The organism is Pseudomonas fluorescens (assembly GCF_000802965.1).
GTDB classification, from domain to species: Bacteria; Pseudomonadota; Gammaproteobacteria; order Pseudomonadales; family Pseudomonadaceae; genus Aquipseudomonas; species Aquipseudomonas fluorescens_A.
In genome coordinates this window covers 1-17,618 of sequence record NZ_JSAK01000028.1, presented here as the reverse complement: position 1 = coordinate 17,618, position 17,618 = coordinate 1, and the positions used below count along the sequence as shown (strand labels likewise).

The 17,618-nt window shown below is 57.8% G+C and carries 17 protein-coding genes and 1 tRNA gene; 12 read left to right on the top strand and 6 right to left on the bottom strand.

All coding sequences use genetic code 11. The features are described 5' to 3' along the window. Positions 1 to 3 precede the first annotated feature (3 nt). Both NL64_RS21920 and NL64_RS21915 read left to right on the top strand, forming a co-directional pair. A complete protein-coding gene (locus tag NL64_RS21920; RefSeq protein ID WP_034150148.1) occupies positions 4 to 954 on the top strand; it encodes an alpha-E domain-containing protein in 951 nt (316 codons plus the stop codon). Then, positions 951 to 1,760 (top strand): transglutaminase family protein, encoded by an 810-nt coding sequence (locus NL64_RS21915; protein ID WP_034150147.1) that lies wholly within the window; start codon positions 951 to 953, stop codon positions 1,758 to 1,760. The genes NL64_RS21920 and NL64_RS21915 overlap by 4 nt, the downstream gene beginning before the upstream one ends. Before the next feature lie 124 nt (positions 1,761 to 1,884). Here the strand turns inward: NL64_RS21915 and NL64_RS21910 are convergent, their stop codons facing one another. Beyond that, the gene (locus tag NL64_RS21910) at positions 1,885 to 2,706 is read right to left on the bottom strand and encodes a c-type cytochrome (RefSeq protein WP_034150146.1); all 822 of its coding nucleotides are present in this window, start codon (positions 2,704 to 2,706) and stop codon (positions 1,885 to 1,887) included. Positions 2,707 to 3,354: 648 nt separating this feature from the next. Between NL64_RS21910 and NL64_RS21900 the strand changes: the two genes are divergently transcribed. The 3 genes from NL64_RS21900 (at position 3,355) to NL64_RS21890 (ending at position 7,552) form a co-directional block, all read left to right on the top strand. Continuing rightward, a complete protein-coding gene (locus NL64_RS21900; RefSeq protein WP_034150144.1) occupies positions 3,355 to 4,560 on the top strand; it encodes an acetyl-CoA C-acetyltransferase in 1,206 nt (401 codons plus the stop codon). 24 nt (positions 4,561 to 4,584) lie between these two features. Further along, the gene (locus tag NL64_RS21895) at positions 4,585 to 6,729 is read left to right on the top strand and encodes a 3-hydroxyacyl-CoA dehydrogenase NAD-binding domain-containing protein (RefSeq protein WP_034150143.1); all 2,145 of its coding nucleotides are present in this window, start codon (positions 4,585 to 4,587) and stop codon (positions 6,727 to 6,729) included. Positions 6,730 to 6,823: 94 nt separating this feature from the next. After that, a complete protein-coding gene (locus NL64_RS21890) occupies positions 6,824 to 7,552 on the top strand; it encodes an amidotransferase (protein WP_034150142.1) in 729 nt (242 codons plus the stop codon). A gap of 113 nt (positions 7,553 to 7,665) precedes the next feature. Here NL64_RS21890 and NL64_RS21885 read toward each other — a convergent pair whose 3' ends face one another. From NL64_RS21885 to NL64_RS21875, 3 genes are all read right to left on the bottom strand, one after another. Then, complete coding sequence (locus NL64_RS21885; RefSeq protein ID WP_034150141.1) at positions 7,666 to 8,637, bottom strand: magnesium and cobalt transport protein CorA; 972 nt, start codon at positions 8,635 to 8,637, stop codon at positions 7,666 to 7,668. A 159-nt stretch (positions 8,638 to 8,796) separates the two neighbouring features. Continuing rightward, on the bottom strand, positions 8,797 to 9,519 hold the full coding sequence (locus NL64_RS21880; protein ID WP_034150140.1) for a lysophospholipid acyltransferase family protein: 723 nt from the start codon (positions 9,517 to 9,519) through the stop codon (positions 8,797 to 8,799). A gap of 214 nt (positions 9,520 to 9,733) precedes the next feature. Continuing rightward, complete coding sequence (locus NL64_RS21875) at positions 9,734 to 10,423, bottom strand: crotonase/enoyl-CoA hydratase family protein (RefSeq protein ID WP_034150139.1); 690 nt, start codon at positions 10,421 to 10,423, stop codon at positions 9,734 to 9,736. 307 nt (positions 10,424 to 10,730) lie between these two features. On the opposite strand from NL64_RS21875, the gene NL64_RS21870 reads away from it, so the two are divergent. The 7 genes from NL64_RS21870 to NL64_RS21835 all read left to right on the top strand — a co-directional run bounded on the left by NL64_RS21870 (position 10,731) and on the right by NL64_RS21835 (position 13,807). Beyond that, positions 10,731 to 10,820: transfer RNA gene (locus tag NL64_RS21870), tRNA-Ser, on the top strand. A gap of 440 nt (positions 10,821 to 11,260) precedes the next feature. Beyond that, on the top strand, positions 11,261 to 11,581 hold the full coding sequence (locus NL64_RS21860) for a YbjQ family protein (protein WP_034150137.1): 321 nt from the start codon (positions 11,261 to 11,263) through the stop codon (positions 11,579 to 11,581). A gap of 147 nt (positions 11,582 to 11,728) precedes the next feature. Further along, the gene (locus NL64_RS30680) at positions 11,729 to 11,917 is read left to right on the top strand and encodes a hypothetical protein (protein WP_034150184.1); all 189 of its coding nucleotides are present in this window, start codon (positions 11,729 to 11,731) and stop codon (positions 11,915 to 11,917) included. A gap of 311 nt (positions 11,918 to 12,228) precedes the next feature. Continuing rightward, positions 12,229 to 12,597 carry a hypothetical protein gene (locus tag NL64_RS21850; protein ID WP_034150136.1) on the top strand — a complete coding sequence of 123 codons (369 nt, stop codon included), beginning with the start codon at positions 12,229 to 12,231 and terminating at the stop codon, positions 12,595 to 12,597. Positions 12,598 to 12,803: 206 nt separating this feature from the next. Further along, positions 12,804 to 13,172 carry a glycine zipper domain-containing protein gene (locus NL64_RS21845; protein WP_437176932.1) on the top strand — a complete coding sequence of 123 codons (369 nt, stop codon included), beginning with the start codon at positions 12,804 to 12,806 and terminating at the stop codon, positions 13,170 to 13,172. Between the two features lie 127 nt (positions 13,173 to 13,299). Then, positions 13,300 to 13,482, top strand: a complete 183-nt coding sequence (locus NL64_RS21840; RefSeq protein ID WP_034150135.1) for a hypothetical protein — start codon at positions 13,300 to 13,302, stop codon at positions 13,480 to 13,482. A gap of 106 nt (positions 13,483 to 13,588) precedes the next feature. Then, a complete protein-coding gene (locus tag NL64_RS21835; RefSeq protein WP_034150134.1) occupies positions 13,589 to 13,807 on the top strand; it encodes a hypothetical protein in 219 nt (72 codons plus the stop codon). Positions 13,808 to 14,300: 493 nt separating this feature from the next. Here NL64_RS21835 and NL64_RS21830 read toward each other — a convergent pair whose 3' ends face one another. Next, a complete protein-coding gene (locus NL64_RS21830; RefSeq protein WP_034150133.1) occupies positions 14,301 to 14,690 on the bottom strand; it encodes a hypothetical protein in 390 nt (129 codons plus the stop codon). Continuing rightward, a partial coding sequence (locus tag NL64_RS21825; protein WP_034150132.1) for an RHS repeat-associated core domain-containing protein occupies positions 14,687 to 17,618 on the bottom strand: 2,932 nt, incomplete at its 5' end. The genes NL64_RS21830 and NL64_RS21825, both read right to left, overlap by 4 nt.

The following is a 17,618-nucleotide window of genomic DNA, read 5'->3' as shown; positions in this document are numbered from 1 at the left end:
GCCATGTTAAGTAGAACTGCCTCGGATTTGTATTGGATGTCGCGTTACCTGGAGCGAGCGGAAAACCTCGCACGGATGCTCGACATCAGTTATTCGCTGTCGCTGATGCCACAGGATGGTCGCGGTGATGGCCTGCACGAACTGGCCATGCCGTTGTTGATCACCGGTACCCTGGACGATTACCTCGAACGTCACGGCGAGTTGCATGCCGAACGGTTGCTGCATTTTTTTGCGCTGGACGCAGCCAACCCGGCCAGTATCTACAGTTGTCTCGGCGCGGCGCGGGCCAGTGCCCATGCGGTGCGTGGGCGAATTACCGCTGACATGTGGGAAAACATCAACGCAACCTGGCTGGAAATTCGCGGGATTGCCGAGCAAGGCCTCAGCCGTTACGGCATGAGCCGTTTCTGCGAGTGGATCAAGGAACGTTCCCACCTGTTCCGTGGCGCGTCCTACGGCACGATCATGCGTAATGACGCGTTCCGCTTCATACGTCTGGGGACGTTCATCGAAAGGGCGGACAACACCTTGCGCCTGCTCGACGCCCGCTACGAAATGGCCGGCGACCAGGCCGAAGCGGTCAGCGATGGCACGGCCCACGCGTATTACCAGTGGAGTGCCTTGCTGCGAGCCTTGTCCTCTTTCGAGGCTTATACCGAGATCTATCGCGACGCCCCTGGCGCCCGGCATGTGGCCGAGTTGTTGTTGCTGCGCGCAGATGTGCCGCGCTCCCTGCGCGCCTGTACCGAAGAAATCGACCAGATCCTCGCTCAGTTACCGGGGGCCAACGGCCGTCCTGCACAACGCCTCGCTGCAGAAATCGACGCGCGACTGCGTTACACCGGCATCACCGAAATTCTCGACGAAGGCCTGCACGCCTGGCTGACCGAGTTCATCCCGCTGGTGCGCCAGTTGGGCAACGCGATTCACAGTTCCTACCTGGAGGCTGCATGAGACTTTCCATAAGCCACGAGACCACCTATCACTACGAGGATCAGGTGCGGGCGAGCATCCAGTATTTGCGACTGACTCCCCACGACAGCGAGCGCCAGCATGTGCTCAGTTGGCAGCTGGACTTGCCGCGACCGGTGCGCGCGCAACTCGATCCGTTCGGCAACATCCTGCATGTGCTGACTATGGACGAACCGCACGAGGCAATCATCATCGGCGCTCGTGGTCAGGTCGACATCGACGAACTGCGCGAGGCCGAGCATGAGAGCCAGTCGGCGCTGCCGTTTTTGCGTTTCACCCGTCTGACCGAACCAGACCAGGCCCTGCGCGCGTTCGCTGAAAAGGAATGCAAGCAACGTCGGGACCGCACGGCGCTGATCGACTTGATGCATGGCCTTAATCAGCACATGACCTACACGCCGGGTTCCACTGAGGTGGACACCAGCGCCGCCCAGGCCTTCGCCGGGCGTTCGGGTGTGTGCCAGGACCACACGCACGCGTTCCTCGCCTGCACCCGTAGCCTGGGCATTCCGGCGCGGTACGTGTCGGGTTATTTGTACAGTGAAAACAGCGAACATTTGGCCAGTCACGCGTGGGCCGAAGCTTGGCTCGATGACGCCTGGTACAGCTTCGACGTGACCAATCAGCTGGCGCGACCGGAGCGTCACCTGAAACTGGCAGTGGGTCTGGATTACCTGGATGCCTGCCCGGTGCGCGGGATGCGCAGGGGTGGAGGGTGTGAGCAGATGCATGCGAAGGTGTTCGTCACACCGACGCCGAAACCGGTGATTTCCGTCCAGCAGCAGTAATCAAGATCACCGCACATCCCTTGTAGGTGCTGGCTCGCCAGCGATGAGGTCATCACAGTCGACATCAATGTTGAATGTGAGACCGCTATCGCTGGCAAGCCAGCTCCTACAGGGTGCAGTGTTCTCAGGGCTTAACCTTGCGCCCCGCCATGTGCTTCAAATACCCCACCAACATCCCCAGATCCTCATCCGGCAATATCTCGGCCGAGAACCCCGGCATTTTCGCCTGGGGCCACTGGCGCAAACTCTGTGGGTCACGGATGTAGCGCTTGAGGAAATCCGCGCCAAAGTATTCGGTCGGGTTGTACGGAATATTCAGATCAGGCCCGAATTGCGCATCTCCGGCACCGTTGAGTCGATGACAGGCCAGGCAGTTCTTCTGAAACAGCGCAAAGCCCTTGTTCACCGGATCGTCCGCCTTCAACGCAGGATCGGGCAGCAGGGCAGGGAACCGCTCCGCCACCGGCGCCATGCGCTTGATGCTGGCGACCTCGAACGGCCATTGCTCCGGGCTGATGTTGCCCGCTCGCGGGTCGGTCCAGACCAGATAAAACGGCCCGGCGCTGTGCTTGCCTTCGGACAGCGGCGGCCAGGGTTTGGACGGGTCTTCAATTGCCAACCAAGCGCGTGCGCCCTGAGTATTGAGTAGTGGCGCGGCCGACAACTCCGCAGCAAATCCATCGAGCGCAACCGCTTGCAAGTGATCTTCAGGTTTGATGCCGGTCAACAACGCGGCCAAGGGCACAGCGCGATAGTTCATATCCCGCTTATAGGAAACGTCATTGGAGATCGTAATGGTCTGCGCTTGAGGATGCTTGAGCAACTCCTCGGTCTGCCAGGTGCGACTGCTCGCGCCCAGCTCCAGTTTCAGCTGTGCGGCATAGAGGGGCGTGCTGAGCAGCAAGGCCCCGAACAGAATGAGCGTTTTCAAATGATCGCCGTCCATGTCGTGGAAGTGCCGCAAAGGTTGGCACAGCCACGCCGGCCCGGGTAGCGAGCCAGTCACATTTCTAAGTGGCGATGTAAAAATCCTGCGCCGTATTTTTAACCAGCGACTAGCCGATCACCTTGGTCAGGTTCGGCAAAATCAACAACAGCGTGGTGGCGAAAAGAATGAGCCCGGCTTGACGTACTTTCGATTGTTTGAACATGGCTGACCGCCTTTTTTTTTGTTATTTCCTGATGCTTGCCTACACATATCCATGACGGCAAACGTTGCACTTCCTGTTGGACGAGCGCCTCGGCAAAACCCGACGACAACTTCGTACATGTTCACCTTAGAGCCCGCGTCACCCGTGGTTTAGATCCATTTAGTATGGTGTTCTTACTCGTTGCTATTAAAAAGGAATGAGGCCTATTGCCAGCTTCTTGGGCGGCCTTTTGCTAGACACCTGCGAGTCCTTCCTCTGCCTTTCCGATAGCTGACTACCGTCCGTCTGAGCGTGTGCGTCAACATTGCTGAGCGTTGCGGTCATTGAATCCTTGCCTGCTCGGAATATGGTGGGAGCCTCTTCAAAGATCAAAAGATCGCAGCCTGCGGCAGCTCCTACATAAGCCGCGATGTCTGAACTACAACAACAAGATCGAGGAAGCCATGACCCAAGCTTTGATTTTCGATGCGTTACGCACGCCCCGTGGCAAAGGCAAGGCCGATGGCGCCTTGCACAGTGTCAAACCGGTGAACCTCGTGGCCGGGCTGCTCACGGCGCTGCAGCAGCGAACTGCGCTCGACACCAGTCAGGTCGACGACGTGGTGCTTGGCTGCGTAACGCCCATTGGCGATCAAGGCTCCGACATCGCCAAAACCGCTGCTCAGGTGGCCGATTGGGATGTCAGCGTGGCCGGTGTGCAGATCAATCGTTTCTGCGCTTCGGGGCTGGAAGCGGTGAACCTCGGGGCGATGAAAGTTCGTTCCGGTTTCGAGGATCTGGTGGTGGTCGGTGGCGTCGAGTCAATGTCGCGGGTGCCGATGGGCAGTGATGGCGGGGCCTGGGCGCTGGACCCGGAAACCAATCTGCACAGCCACTTCACCCCGCAAGGCGTGGGCGCCGATTTGATTGCCACGCTTGAAGGCTTCAGTCGACATGACGTCGACGCCTACGCTCTGCACTCCCAGCAGAAAGCTGCACGGGCGCGGGCCAATGGGTCGTTCAACAAGTCACTGGTACCGGTGCAGGACCAGAATGGCATCATCCTGCTCGATCACGATGAATTCATTCGTGCTGATACAACGCTGGAAGGCCTGGGCAAGCTCAAGCCGAGCTTCGAAATGATGGGGCAAATGGGATTCGACGCCACCGCATTGCGGGTCTACAGCCATGTGGAGCGGATCAATCACGTCCACACCCCCGGCAACAGTTCCGGGATCGTTGACGGCGCCGCGTTGATGCTGATCGGCTCCGAGGCCAAGGGACGTGCACTGGGCTTGCAACCACGGGCGCGAATTGTCGCTACAGCGGTCACCAGCACCGATCCGACCATCATGCTCACTGGCCCCGCGCCGGCCACCCGAAAGGCGCTGGCCAAGGCCGGGCTGCGGGTCGAGGACATCGACCTGTTCGAGGTCAACGAGGCCTTTGCCTCGGTGGTGTTGAAGTTCATCAAGGACATGGCGGTCGACCCGGACAAGGTCAACGTCAACGGCGGCTCCATCGCCATGGGCCATCCGCTGGGTGCCACCGGTTGCGCGATTCTCGGCACCTTGCTCGATGAACTGGAAGCCCGGCACTTGCGCTATGGCCTCGCGACCCTGTGTGTCGGCGGCGGCATGGGCATTGCCACCATCATCGAACGCCTCTGAGCCCCGAATTCAAGGACAAGTGACATGACCCAAGCCATACGTTATGAAAAAGGCCAGGACCAAATCGTCGTCCTGACCATCGACATGCCGGGCCAGAGCGCCAACACCATGAACGCGGTTTATCGCGAGGCCATGGCTGACTGCGTCGCTCGTCTGGCGGCCGACAAGGAAGCCATCGCCGGCGTCATCATCACCTCGGCCAAGAAAACCTTTTTCGCTGGCGGCGACCTCAATGAGTTGATCAAGGTCGGCAAGCCCGAAGCCAAAGCCTTTTACGACATGGTGCTGACCCTCAAGGGCCAATTACGCACCCTGGAAACCCTCGGCAAACCGGTGGTCGCCGCGATCAACGGTGCGGCGCTCGGCGGTGGCTGGGAAATCTGCCTGGCCTGTCATCACCGTGTGGCGCTGGACAATCCTTCCGTGCAACTCGGTCTGCCGGAAGTGACCCTCGGCCTGCTGCCGGGCGGTGGCGGGGTGGTGCGCATGGTGCGCATGCTCGGCCTGGAAAAAGCCCTGCCATATTTGCTCGAAGGCAAAAAGGTGCGGCCGCAACAGGCGTTGCAGGCGGGTTTGATCGATGAGCTGGCGGCGGATCATGACGAGCTTCTGGCTAAGGCACGAGCGTGGATTCTGGCCAACCCGACGGCGGTGCAGCGCTGGGATGTAAAGGGTTACCAGATCCCGGGCGGCACGCCATCGAACCCGAAAGTGGCGCAAATGCTGGCCATTGCGCCGTCGATCTTGCGCAGTAAAACCCAGGGCTGCATGCCCGCGCCGGAGAAAATCCTTTGCGCGGCCGTAGAAGGCGCCCAGGTGGATTTCGACACAGCGCACCTGATCGAAACCCGCTACTTCACCGAACTGACCACCGGCCAGGTTTCGAAAAACCTGATCGGTACTTTCTGGTTCCAGCTCAACGAAATCAATGCCGGTGGCTCGCGGCCGCAGGGCTTTGCTCCATACGTCACGAAAAAAGTCGGTGTGCTCGGTGCCGGGATGATGGGCGCTGGTATCGCCTTTGTCAGCGCCTCGGCGGGGATCGAGGTGGTGCTCAAGGACATCAACCTCGCGGCAGCGGAGAAAGGCAAGGCGCACTCGGCGGCATTGCTGGACAAGAAAGTCGCGCGTGGCCAAATGAATGCCGAGCAGCGCGAAGCCGTTTTGTCTCGCATTCACACCAGCGAAAACGATGCCGATCTGGTCGGTTGCGATCTGATCATTGAAGCGGTGTTTGAAGACCGTGAGCTGAAAGCCAAAGTGTCACTGGCCGCGCAACGTGTCGTCGGCCCGGACGCAGTGATCGCTTCCAACACCTCAACCCTGCCGATCAGCGGGCTGGCGACGGCGGTGCCGGATCAAAGCAAATTCATCGGCCTGCACTTCTTTAGCCCCGTGGAAAAGATGCCGCTGGTGGAAATCATCAAGGGCGCCAATACCAGCGACGAAACCCTGGCTCGCGGTTTCGATTTCGTACTGCAAATCAAGAAAACCCCGATTGTGGTCAACGACAGCCGTGGCTTCTTTACCTCGAGGGTATTCGGTACGTTCACCAACGAAGGCATCGCCATGCTGGGCGAAGGGGTGAGTGCGCCAATGATCGAGACCGAGGCGCGCAAGGCGGGCATGCCTGTAGGACCGCTTGCGATTTCTGACGAAGTTTCCCTCAGCCTTATGAGCCATATCCGCCAGCAAACCGCCAAAGACCTTCAGGCAGAAGGGAAACCGCTGATTGAGCACCCGGCGTTTGCGGTGATTGACTTGCTGCTCAACGAATTTAAGCGTCCGGGCAAGGCGGCTGGAGGTGGTTTCTATGAGTACCCGGCCGGTGGCCAGAAGCATCTGTGGCCGGAACTGAAATCCCGTTTTGAAAAGGCTGATGGACAGATTTCACCGAAGGATGTGCGCGATCGGCTGTTGTTCGTGCAAGCCATCGAAACCGTGCGTTGTGTGGAGGAGGGCGTGTTGACCTCGACGGCGGATGCCAACGTCGGGTCGATCTTCGGCATTGGTTTTGCCGCGTGGACCGGTGGTGCGCTGCAGTTCATCAATCAATATGGGATCAAGGACTTTGTCGCCCGTGCCCAGTATCTGGCCGGGGAATACGGAGAACGCTTCGCGCCGCCTGCGTTGCTGCTGGAGAAAGCGGCAAAAGGGGAGGCGTTTTAGGGATCAGTGACACATTCCAGGGCTTGCCTTGTCACGGTGTTTCGAGGCAGGCTCTGAGGTGTGCATTATTCCCATCACGTGTCAGGTATTTTTTATGTCGTTACGCATCTGCATTCTCGAAACCGACATCCTGCGTCCGGAATTGGTTGACCAATATCAGGGCTACGGGCAGATGTTCAAACACCTGTTTTCGCAGCAACCCATCGCCGCTGAATTCACCGTCTACAACGTGATGCAAGGCGAATATCCCAGCGATGACCTGACGTTTGACGCCTATCTGGTCACCGGCAGCAAGGCCGATTCCTTTGGCACCGACCCTTGGATCGAAACCCTCAGGACGTATCTGCTGACCCGCTACGAGCGCGGCGACAAGCTGCTGGGCGTGTGCTTCGGTCATCAGTTGCTGGCGTTGCTGCTGGGTGGCAAGAGTGAGCGTGCGACGCAAGGCTGGGGCGTCGGCACCCATAATTACAAACTCGCCGCCAAGGCACCATGGATGAGCCCGGTTAGAGAAGAACTGACCCTGTTGATCAGTCACCAGGATCAGGTCACTTCGCTACCGGAAAACGCCACAGTGATCGCTTCCAGCGATTTCTGCCCGTTTGCCGCGTATCACATCAACGATCAGGTGCTGTGCTTCCAGGGGCATCCTGAATTCATTCACGACTATTCGCGGGCGCTGCTGGAGATTCGACAGCAGGCGTTAGGCGAACAGATTTATTCGAAAGGCATGGCGAGCCTGGAGAGTGAGCACCACGGCACTACAGTTGCCGAGTGGATGATGCGGTTTGTGGCGCACAAGCCGGAATCGCAGTCGGTATAAGCCCGATTCAGCACTGTGGCGAGGGAGCTTGCTCCCGCTGGACTGCGCAGCAGGCCCGTTTTAGGGTCCGCTTCGCTACCGAGCGGGAACAAGCTCCCTCACCACAACAGCTGTCAAAGCCACCCCGACTTCTTGAAGCTCGCCCACAACCCCACACACCCCACCGCGATAAACCCCAGCACCCCAAAATACCCGTAATGCCAGGTCAACTCCGGCATGTTCTGGAAGTTCATCCCGTAAATCCCGGCCACCGCCGTCGGGAACGCAAGAATCGCCGCCCACGCCGCAAACTTGCGCTGCACCACGCTCTGACGTGACGCTTCCAGCAGCACCCCAACCTCGATGGTCTGGCTGGCAATGTCCGCCAGCGTCGTCAGGTCTTCCATCTGTCGCGTGACATGAATCTGCACGTCGCGAAAGTACGGGCGCATGTTCTTGTCGATGAACGGGAAGCTTAGTTTTTGCAGTTCCTCGCCGATCTCTACCATCGGCGCCGCGTAACGGCGCAACCGCAATACATCCCTGCGCAGACCATGCAAATTCTGAATATCGCGCTCATTCAGCGAGCCGCACATGACGTTGCGCTCCAGCTCATCAATTTGGGCATGAATGGCTTCGCCCATCGGCTGATAGTTTTCAATCACGAAATCGAGGATCGCATAGAGTACGAAGTCTTCCCCGTGCTCCAGCAACAGTGGACGCGCCTCACAACGCTGTCGGACATAGGCGTAGGACGCCGAATGTCCATTGCGTGCAGTAATGATGTAGCCATTGCCGGCAAAGATATGAGTCTCGATAAACTTGAGTTTGCCGTCCTCCATAATCGGCGAATACGTGACGATGAATAGCGCATCGCCGAAGGTTTCCAGTTTCGGCCGACTATGTTTCTCCAAGGCATCTTCAATCGCCAGTTCATGCAGGTTGAACTGGCGTTGCAAGTTGTACAGTTCCTCTTCGTTCGGCTCTTCGAGACCGATCCAGACGAAGTGACCAGGCTTTGCAGCCCAGGCCGCGCCTTCGTCGAGGGTGATATTGGTGACTTTCTTACCAGCGCTGTAAACCGCAGCAGCAACAACTCTACCCATGATGTTGGTTCACTTCTTATTGGCAGCTTTCAATGGCGAATGGCCGTGGCAGGCAGCGTTGAGCTTAGCCTTGTCTGCTACTTGAGAGTCAGTGAAATCTGCCGAGTTCGCAGGCAAAAGTTTGCAGGCAAAAGAAAACCCGCACCAGGCGGGTTTCTTTCAAGCGGGTTGCAGTTGCCGGTCCATCGAGTCGATGCATTCGCGCATCTGCTCACGGCACTGGGCAATCAGCATCGGCATGTCGTCCATGCTCAAACCTGCGGTAGGAATCGCGGGCAGCGAGCGGATCAGAATTTTCCCACTGCGCCAGCGGTTCAATCGCATGTGCTTGACGTAACTGCTGACACACACCGGCACGATCGGCACTCCGGCAGCGATGGCCATCTGGAACGCGCCTTTTTTGAACGGCAGCAGTTCTTCGCCGAGGTTGCGCGTGCCTTCCGGGAATACCCAGATCGAGGTGTCTTCGTTTTGCAAGGTGTTGGTAGTAGTCAACATCGACTGACGGGCTTTCTGCGCATTGCCGCGGTCGATCAACACATTGCCGGCCAACCAGAACAACTGACCGAACAACGGCACCCACTTGAGGCTCTTTTTGCCAATACACACGGTGCGACGGGGGACGACGTTGCCGAACACAAACAAGTCATAGTTGGACTGATGGTTGGCAACGATGACGCAGCTGTCGGGTTTATCCATCAACGGTCCGACATCAGCCTTCACCCGCAAACGCAAAATACACATCGCCGGCCACGCATACAGGCGGGCACACAAACGACTGTTGTCCGGATTGAAAGGGCGGCACAGACCGAGAATGACACCCAGCACACCCGCCACAATAAAGTGAAGGCCCATCAATGACATACGTAAAACAAACAGCATTTTCAGGCCCCACCGGGACAAAAGGTGGCGCAGTGTACGGATGTGCACTGTTTTCGGCAATTGCCACTATAGAGGTAGGAGATAGACGATGTTTGTACGCATGTTTCCGACCTATGGGTCAGGCGCGATCTAGAGCGGTTGTAAGCTTTTCTACGTAAGGCGCAAGAAAAAGCCCGACACGATGGTCGGGCTTTTCGGCGGAACAGTTTTGGGCTTAAACCAAATGTTCCTGATCCTGGATGATCGCGTTGTCCAGGGTTTCCAGCAACGCCTTGCGCACTTTCAACTTGGTGTTCTTGTGCGCCGTCATGTTGATCTTTTTCAACTGACGCGCCGCCGCCAGCGCGGCCCCTTGCAGTTCCTCGGCCGAGACCACGACATCCAGGAAACCGGCGTCCACGGCAGTCTGCGGATTGAACATTTCACCGTTGATCACGGAACGATGGAAGGCGGACTTGCGCAGACGATCACGAGCCAGCTCGATACCCGCGTGGTGCATGGTCATACCGATCTGCACTTCGTTCAAGCCGATGCTGAACGGACCATCGACACCGATGCGGTAATCTGCCGACAACAACAGGAACGCGCCCTTGGCCACCGCATGCCCAGTACAAGCCACGATCACCGGGAACGGGTGCGACAACAGGCGACGGGCCAGCGTCGAGCCGGAAGTCACCAACGCCACGGCTTCTTTAGGGCCGGAGGTCATCACCTTCAAATCGTAACCGCCCGAGAGAATCCCAGGCGTACCGGTAATGATCACCACCGCACGATCAGTCACAGCCTGATCCAGCGCCGCGTTAAAGGCAGCAATCACGTCCGGAGAAATGGCATTGACCTTGCCATTGCTCAGGGTCAGGGTCGCGATACCGTCTTCGAGATGGTAGGAAATCAACTCACTCATGACGCTATTCCTTTCAATAAAGTAGGGCAGACGTTACCCACCACTAAAGGCCAGGTAAAGCGCCGTGACTGACTCGCCAGTCACCGTTTTCCCGTCCTCCGAACGCATCCAGCCACGCCAGCCGCGAATCGCCGTCTATATAGATGGGAGCGCGAAGCCGGAGATTGGCCGGTTTGTCATGCCCTGTAGCGACCGAAACGACTAATCGCGTTAACCGCATGAAAATTCTGAAAAAAATGTTTGCCATCAGAAAAGCTTTCGACTACATTAGCGCGCCTCGACAGACAGAACTTGTTTGAAGAGATACGGTGAAGTGTCCGAGTGGCTTAAGGAGCACGCCTGGAAAGTGTGTATACAGGAAACTGTATCGAGAGTTCGAATCTCTCCTTCACCGCCAAATTCGATGTAAACAGAACCCCTGGTTTCGAAAGAAGCCAGGGGTTTTGTGCGTTCGGGTGTTGGATTTTGGAATGTTCAGCGCTCCGGGTATTTTCCCACGACGCTCTTGGCTAGCCCATTAAGGGTGGAAGTTTCTTACTTGGGATAGAGACGCATCTGAAGCTGGACCGGGGTACGCTAGCGTCAATGAAAACGCGATCAGGCTCAAAAGGAGAACCCGGGATGGAGCCACGAGTAGTCAAGCTTGAGACGCATGTGGAATATATCCGGCGTGACCTCGATGGCATTCGTATAGATGTTCGGGAGCATCGCAACGAAACCCGGTCTGAATTTCGAATTCTCTTCAGTGCACTTATCACCGAAACGCTTGGTCTGGCCGCGATAGTGGCGAAAGGGTTTGGGTGGGTTTAGCCCTCGGAGCCATAAAAAGGAAACTCAATGATTACTACCACGACCCATACAATCGAAGGCCGACAAATCACGGCTTACCTGGACATTGTCAGCGCCGAGTCGGTGCAGGGCGTCAACGTTATCCGCGATATGTTCGCCGGCATGCGCGATATTTTCGGTGGCCGCTCCCAGACGCTGGAGCGCGCATTGAAGGAGGCGCGTATTCAGGCCACTGACGAGATCAAGGAGCGGGCGCGGGCACTTCAGGCGGATGCTGTGGTGGGACTTGATTTTGAGATCAGTATGCCGGCCGGCAAAGGCGGGATGGTGGTGGTATTTGTGACCGGTACGGCGGTCAAATTAAGGTAATGAAGATAGGTCCTTTCGTCGGGCATTTTGATATGTGAATTACAAGTCCGGTCGTGACCGGCTAGTCTCAAAAACCTTGGTGGTCGATATTTATTCAGGCAAAAGGGCTTGCCGGTGTCGATCCCGCTTTTGAAGAGGGGTGAAGAGATGGCTGATCCGTATATCGAAGACGACGGTGCAGAGTTTCCGATCAACAATTGTGTGCAGTGTGGACAGACTGCGTACGTTGCCAGCTTCGGCGAGGACCAGACAGAGGTCGACAAGATCAAGACCAGGGCGGGCCGAGTGCAGAAGGGGAAATTTCTCCCCAGGGTGACGGCTCCGGCCAGGAAGTAATGGATCCCCAAGCATGCCCCGCCATTGAGCGGGGTTTTTTGTGCCTGATGAATGTGTGAACAATTTTTTAACCCCGGGTTTTTTCACAAAGTTTTCACAGGCGTCTACGTAGGCTCAACTCATCCGTTAGAAAGCAACATCCTGCCCGTTCCCCAGCGGGCTTTTTTTTGCCTGTCATAAAACCTTTTCCATAAACGCTGTCCAACCGTCGCCATCCGCGATGGTTGAGCGCGTATGTCTGGACTTTGTTCCCTCTAAAGCATTCAATCGCGACCCCTTTGATTTTCATCTTATTTTTGAGGTTTTTTGTCATGCGTTTCACTCTGCCTGCTCTGGTTCTGGGTCTTCTGGTTGCTCAAGGTGCAATGGCTGGCGACGGCACTGCTGCAATTGGTGGCGGATTGGGCGGCGCGCTGGGTAATGTCGTGGGCCAGAGCATGGGCGGCAGCACCGGCGCTGCGATTGGTGCTGGTGTGGCAGGCGCAGCAGGCAGTGCTGTTGCCGCCAAGAAAGGCCACCGTACCAGCGCTGCCATCGGCGGCGGTGTGGGCGCTGCCGGTGGTTCGGTGATCGGTAACAGCCTCGGCGGCAAGACCGGTTCCACCATCGGCGCAGGCCTGGGTGGCGCATTGGGCGGCGGCGTTGGCAGCAACCTGGCCAAAGGTCACAAGCGTCACTGATCCTGAACGGTCCATTCAAAAAGCCCGGCTCGATGCCGGGCTTTTTGGTTTATGAACGTTTCTCCCGATAGCGGCTCAAAGTTTTAAGCCCATCGAAGAACACGAGGCATGCTATGACAGCGATTACCAAAGGCAAGGAAGTAAATGGCTCCGTACGTTTGACGTTGTCTACGTTATTTTTTGGACTTTTTCTCACGCCGCTGGCGATGGCCGCCGGTGATGGCACTGCTGCTGTAGGCGGCGGCCTTGGCGGCGCGCTGGGCAACGTAGTCGGCGGGCAAATGGGCGGCAGCACGGGCGCAGCGATTGGCGCTGGTGTAGGTGGCGCGGCAGGCAGTGCGGTCGGCGCGCCCAAGGGCAGTCGCACAGAAGCAGCGGTCGGCGGTGGCTTGGGCTCGGCGGGCGGCTCGGTGATCGGTAATAGCCTCGGCGGCTCAACCGGTTCGACCATTGGCGCAGGCCTGGGCGGGGCTGCGGGTGGTGCGGTCGGCAACAATCTGGGGAGCGACAATGACAGCTCCCATTCCGGTGGCGGCCACAAACACAAGCATAAACACAAAAACAAACATCACTGATTCGACATCGCCCTGACGCACAAACCCGGCCAAGCGCCGGGTTTTTCATATCTGTGCTTTGTCCCGGAACATTTACCTGTGGTGAACCCTCGAACTTCATATACCCCTGAATAATGTGAGGCACGCCATGACACCGGAGACCGCAGGCAAAGAAGAAAAAGGCCCGAGCGGACTGCCGTTCATTAACGATCCCGGTAATGAGGATCCGGGTTCTTTGATGGACGATGCGACTGTTCCGCTTAACGATTCCGATGATGCGGGTGATGTGGGCAATGTTGATTTTGAAAACGAGGATGAAGACGACGCTTGATCGAGGGTTGCGAACGGGTTTACCGGATGTCTCCCGGCTCGAACGCGAGCATCGCGCCTTACTCGAAACTTCAGGGCCTGCTTTCAGGCTCTTTGAGAGGTGCACCATGAATGCTGATCCGAAAGATGCTGATATCGACGAAACGCCTGAATATCCATTGCGCTCACCGACTGATCCTCTGAGTCGTGATCAACGTCCGCCCGATGATGATGCAGGTGTTGAGCAGGTTCCCAACGAAGACGTTAAGCGCGCTGATTCTGATGTCGAGGCCTTACCTGATGATCCGGATATAGCTGGCCAAGATGGCTCGGGCAAACCCAGCTGATGCGGTCCAACAACCTTGAAAGGAGTGGACCATGAACAGGTCAAAACTCACGGCTATGACAGTGGTCACTTTATTGTCGTTCAGTGCAGTGGTGACATTTGCCGGTAGCAGCGGTGCGCCAGTGGATAAGGGCGGGATGCCGCCTTCGACGGAAATGAACGCCGGTTCCGGGGCGGAGAATGCACTGCCTCCTGGCACTATTGAAGGTGGGAATGGTGGTGATGCTAATGGGAGTAGTACTAGCCCCGGGACGGGGAGTGGAGTTATGAGTGGTGAGAATTCGAAGGGGAGTAGTGGGTCTGGAGAGTCCGGTAGTTCCGGGAGAAGTGGTGGGAGTTCGGGGAGTGCGGGTGGTGGGGCCGGTCGTGCTGGAGGTGGGAGTGGCGAATGACATTTATATGTTCGAGCCCAGCGGTTTGCTGGGCTTTGAGTGTTTTGCTTTCTACAGACTGCTAGCACCCCATGCTAGTTCGCGAGCCGATACGCAGTTCTTTTACCTCAAGGAGTCTATCCAGCACTGATAGAAATCCCGTTGTTGCTGAATGTCGTTTGTAATATCGATTTCTTCATAGTCGAATATGTTCACCACATCATCCTCCTCGGATGGCTTTCCTAGGTGGAGTTCATATGCCACTACCCCTGCAGACATTTGCGATGACATTCGTGAAGGATGAACGTTAAGTTTGGCACCTTTGCATAAAAATTTAGTTTCTGGAAAGTCGGCTCGTAACAATCCAAAGCAGGCATATAGGTCATGTGCTGTGTAGGTCTTTTTTGAGCCATTTTCCATAATGAAAGCTAGCGTCTGGTTTTGACGGTCGCATTCGATTAAGGTCTTCTGAGTGACCCCATTAGTGTGAATGGATATTTCGACTTTTTTCATGGCCACTTCCTATAAGGATTAGGGATTGAGTAGCCCTCATAGCTACCATCGGCACGGACAGGAGTAACACCGAGAATATCTTTGCTATCTATTCCTCCCGGCATAGCTATTTCTACCTCTTTCTTATGAGGCGATAGAATGCCGAGCTTTTTATTCACATCTATCCCGCGAATATTTTTTATTACGTAAACGAAGCCGTCATCAAAACCGTATCCTGTTGCAAATTTTATAGCCTCCGTTTCCGAGGTCGACGTGCTGACAAAAAAGCTTGGAGGATTTCGGTTGTCATGTGCGTGTAAGTAAATATCCATACTGTCCCCTAGAGGCTCAAAACCGGCCTCAAAAATTTCCCAGGAGTCTCGAGAGTCTCCCCGGTACAAATAACGGTTATGAGGTTTTGGAGAGGGCGCTTTCGGTTCTCCATCATCAACCTTAACCTTCCCAGCCGGATCCCGTTCCGCAATCCCTGGCTTCTTACACCCATCCCCACCCGGACAATCATTCAACCCCAACGGATCCACCCACCCCGTCGGGTTCGGCGTATAGCGATAGGCGTTCAACCCACCCGCCAACTTCACCGGATCCGGCGTCAGATACCGTCCTGTATCCGGCTGGTAATACCGATGCCGGTTGTAGTGCAAACCACTTTCCGCATCGAAGTACTGCCCCTGAAACCGCAGCGGCTGGTCCAGCTGTTCGCCGCCGCCGTGGGCCAGGTGGCTGAGCTTGCCGTAGGCGGTGTATTTGGCCGACCAGACGATTTCGCCGCTGTAATCGGTGAGTTCCTGCGGCGTGCCGAGGTGGTCGAGTTGGTAGTAGAACGGGCAGGCTTTTTTCGGGCCTTTGCCGTCGAGCAGGGCCAGGGGCCGGAAGCTGCCCGGTTCGTAGAGGTAACTGCGGTAGTGAGTCGGGCTGCTTTCAGCGACGAGGTGGTCGCCTTGCCAGAAGAAGCGGGTGGTCTGGCCGTCGACGGTTTTGTCGATGCGGCGTCCGAAGGCGTCGTAGCGGTAAGTTGCACTGCTGCCATCGGGCAGGTTGATGCCGACGAGGCGGTGCTGGCTGTCGTAGCGGTAGTCGGTGACGCTGTGGTCGCGGCGCTCGCGGATCAGGTTGCCGTAGGCGTCGTAGTCATAATGGCGGTCGCCGTGGCGCCGCAGGCGGTTGCCCTTGAGGTGCCAGGGGCCGGGGCGGTCGTGGATCAGCAGGTTGCCGGCCGGGTCGTGGCTGAAGTGTTCCGGGTCCTGATCACGGGCGTGGCGCACGTGGGTCAGGCGGTCGAGCGGGTCGTACTGGTAGCGGCGTTGGCCGTGGCGGGTGTCGGCGATCTGCAGGAGGTTGCCGTTGGCGCTGTAGGCATAGTCGCGGCGATACAGCGGATGCTGGTTTTGGCTGACGGCGTGGGCTTGCAGGCGGCCCTGTTCGTCGTAGGCATAATCGCTGCGCAACAGACCTTGTTGACGCTGTTGCTCGCGGCCGCCGACAAAGCTGTGCGAGGTCAGGCGCGAACCGTTGAGGTCGATGGCAGTCAGCGCGCCGCCCTGAGCGCGGTGGTACTGGAGGCGGCTGTTGTCCGGCAGGCGCAGGTGCTGCAACTGGCCGCTGACGTCGTAGCCGTAGCGCAACGTGCCCCAGCCCTGATGTTCGGTAATCAGCCGGTCGTGGGCGTCGTACTCAAACTCCAGCGGATGGTCCTGGCCATCGTCAACGCTGACCAAACGCCCGAGGCTGTCGTAGCGGTAGTCGACCTTGCTGCCGTCGGGCAAGGTCTTGACCAGCAACCGTCCGGCCGCATCGCGCAGGTAAGCGGTGACCAGCTGCGAGCCGTCATCGCCGAACTCGGTTTTCTCCTGCAACTGGCCGTTGAGGTCATAGCTGTAAGCCGTGCGTCGACCGTCGAAGCCGGTTTCCTGTCGGATCAAGCCACCGGGCGTGTAGTCCAGGCGATAGGAGTCGCCGGCTTCGTTCTCAATCTCGGTGAGCAGCAACTGCGCATGCTCATAGCGGTACTTCAGCTCGCTGCCGTCGGGGTTGATCCGTCGGCTGACCAGGTGCAAATCGTCGGCGTATTCATAGCGGGTGACGCGGTCCAGCTCGTCACGCTCGGCGGTGATGCGGCCATAGGCGTTGTAGCTGAAGGTGCGACTGGCGCCGTTCGCCAGCGTGGTCTGCAACAGGCGACCCACCGCGTCCCACTGGTAACGGGTAATCGCGCCAAATTCGTCCTGCGCCGTAATCCGCCGCCCCAGCGCATCGTAGGCAAACTGCCGGCGCCCACCGTCGGGCAGGGTTTCTTCAAGCAGTTGCCCTAATGCGTTCCACTCAAATAGATGCTGACTGTGATCCGGATAACGAATCGCCCGCAGCCGGCCTTGCGCGTCGTAGTCGTGATAAGTGCTCTGACCGTCCGGGTCGATCAGCCAGGTCACGTCGCCCTGGGCATTGCGCCGATAGGTCCACTTGGCCTGACCGCGATAGCGCGCATGCAGGAAACCGTTGCGGTACTCGTAGGACGTCGGCTCGTCTTCCGGCGGAATCAGCGCCACCAGCCGTCCGACTTCGTCGTAGCGGTATTCGGTGACCGCGCCGAGCGGGTCCTGTTCGGCGATCAGCCGGCCCTCGGCGTCGTAGGCCTTGCGTCGTTCGCCCCCGTCGGCCTCGACCCGCCGCACCAGGCGCGCCTGGCCGTCGTGGACGTAGACTTCCTCGCTGCCGTCGGCGTGTTTGAGCCGCACACCGCCGTCGTCGTCCCAGGTGTAGCGCGTGTCCATTTGCGCAAACGAGGCCCAATGGCGGATGCAGCGCGCCGCTTTGCCGGAACGTTCCCACTCCCAATAGAAGCTCGCGCCACCGGCCAATTGCCGCTGCAAGATGACGTGCTGTTCGTCGTAGTCGTAGCGTTCGCTTTCGCCGGCAGCGTTGGTTGCGGCG

Bases quoted from the DNA above. Each gene is read 5' to 3' on its own strand.
- NL64_RS21920 (WP_034150148.1), top strand. From the start codon at position 4: ATGTTAAGTAGAACTGCCTCGGATTTGTATTGGATGTCGCGTTACCTG.
- NL64_RS21915 (WP_034150147.1), top strand. From the start codon at position 951: ATGAGACTTTCCATAAGCCACGAGACCACCTATCACTACGAGGATCAG.
- NL64_RS21910 (WP_034150146.1), bottom strand. From the start codon at position 2,706: ATGGACGGCGATCATTTGAAAACGCTCATTCTGTTCGGGGCCTTGCTG.
- NL64_RS21900 (WP_034150144.1), top strand. From the start codon at position 3,355: ATGACCCAAGCTTTGATTTTCGATGCGTTACGCACGCCCCGTGGCAAA.
- NL64_RS21895 (WP_034150143.1), top strand. From the start codon at position 4,585: ATGACCCAAGCCATACGTTATGAAAAAGGCCAGGACCAAATCGTCGTC.
- NL64_RS21890 (WP_034150142.1), top strand. From the start codon at position 6,824: ATGTCGTTACGCATCTGCATTCTCGAAACCGACATCCTGCGTCCGGAA.
- NL64_RS21885 (WP_034150141.1), bottom strand. From the start codon at position 8,637: ATGGGTAGAGTTGTTGCTGCTGCGGTTTACAGCGCTGGTAAGAAAGTC.
- NL64_RS21880 (WP_034150140.1), bottom strand. From the start codon at position 9,519: ATGCTGTTTGTTTTACGTATGTCATTGATGGGCCTTCACTTTATTGTG.
- NL64_RS21875 (WP_034150139.1), bottom strand. From the start codon at position 10,423: ATGAGTGAGTTGATTTCCTACCATCTCGAAGACGGTATCGCGACCCTG.
- NL64_RS21860 (WP_034150137.1), top strand. From the start codon at position 11,261: ATGATTACTACCACGACCCATACAATCGAAGGCCGACAAATCACGGCT.
- NL64_RS30680 (WP_034150184.1), top strand. From the start codon at position 11,729: ATGGCTGATCCGTATATCGAAGACGACGGTGCAGAGTTTCCGATCAAC.
- NL64_RS21850 (WP_034150136.1), top strand. From the start codon at position 12,229: ATGCGTTTCACTCTGCCTGCTCTGGTTCTGGGTCTTCTGGTTGCTCAA.
- NL64_RS21845 (WP_437176932.1), top strand. From the start codon at position 12,804: ATGGCCGCCGGTGATGGCACTGCTGCTGTAGGCGGCGGCCTTGGCGGC.
- NL64_RS21840 (WP_034150135.1), top strand. From the start codon at position 13,300: ATGACACCGGAGACCGCAGGCAAAGAAGAAAAAGGCCCGAGCGGACTG.
- NL64_RS21835 (WP_034150134.1), top strand. From the start codon at position 13,589: ATGAATGCTGATCCGAAAGATGCTGATATCGACGAAACGCCTGAATAT.
- NL64_RS21830 (WP_034150133.1), bottom strand. From the start codon at position 14,690: ATGAAAAAAGTCGAAATATCCATTCACACTAATGGGGTCACTCAGAAG.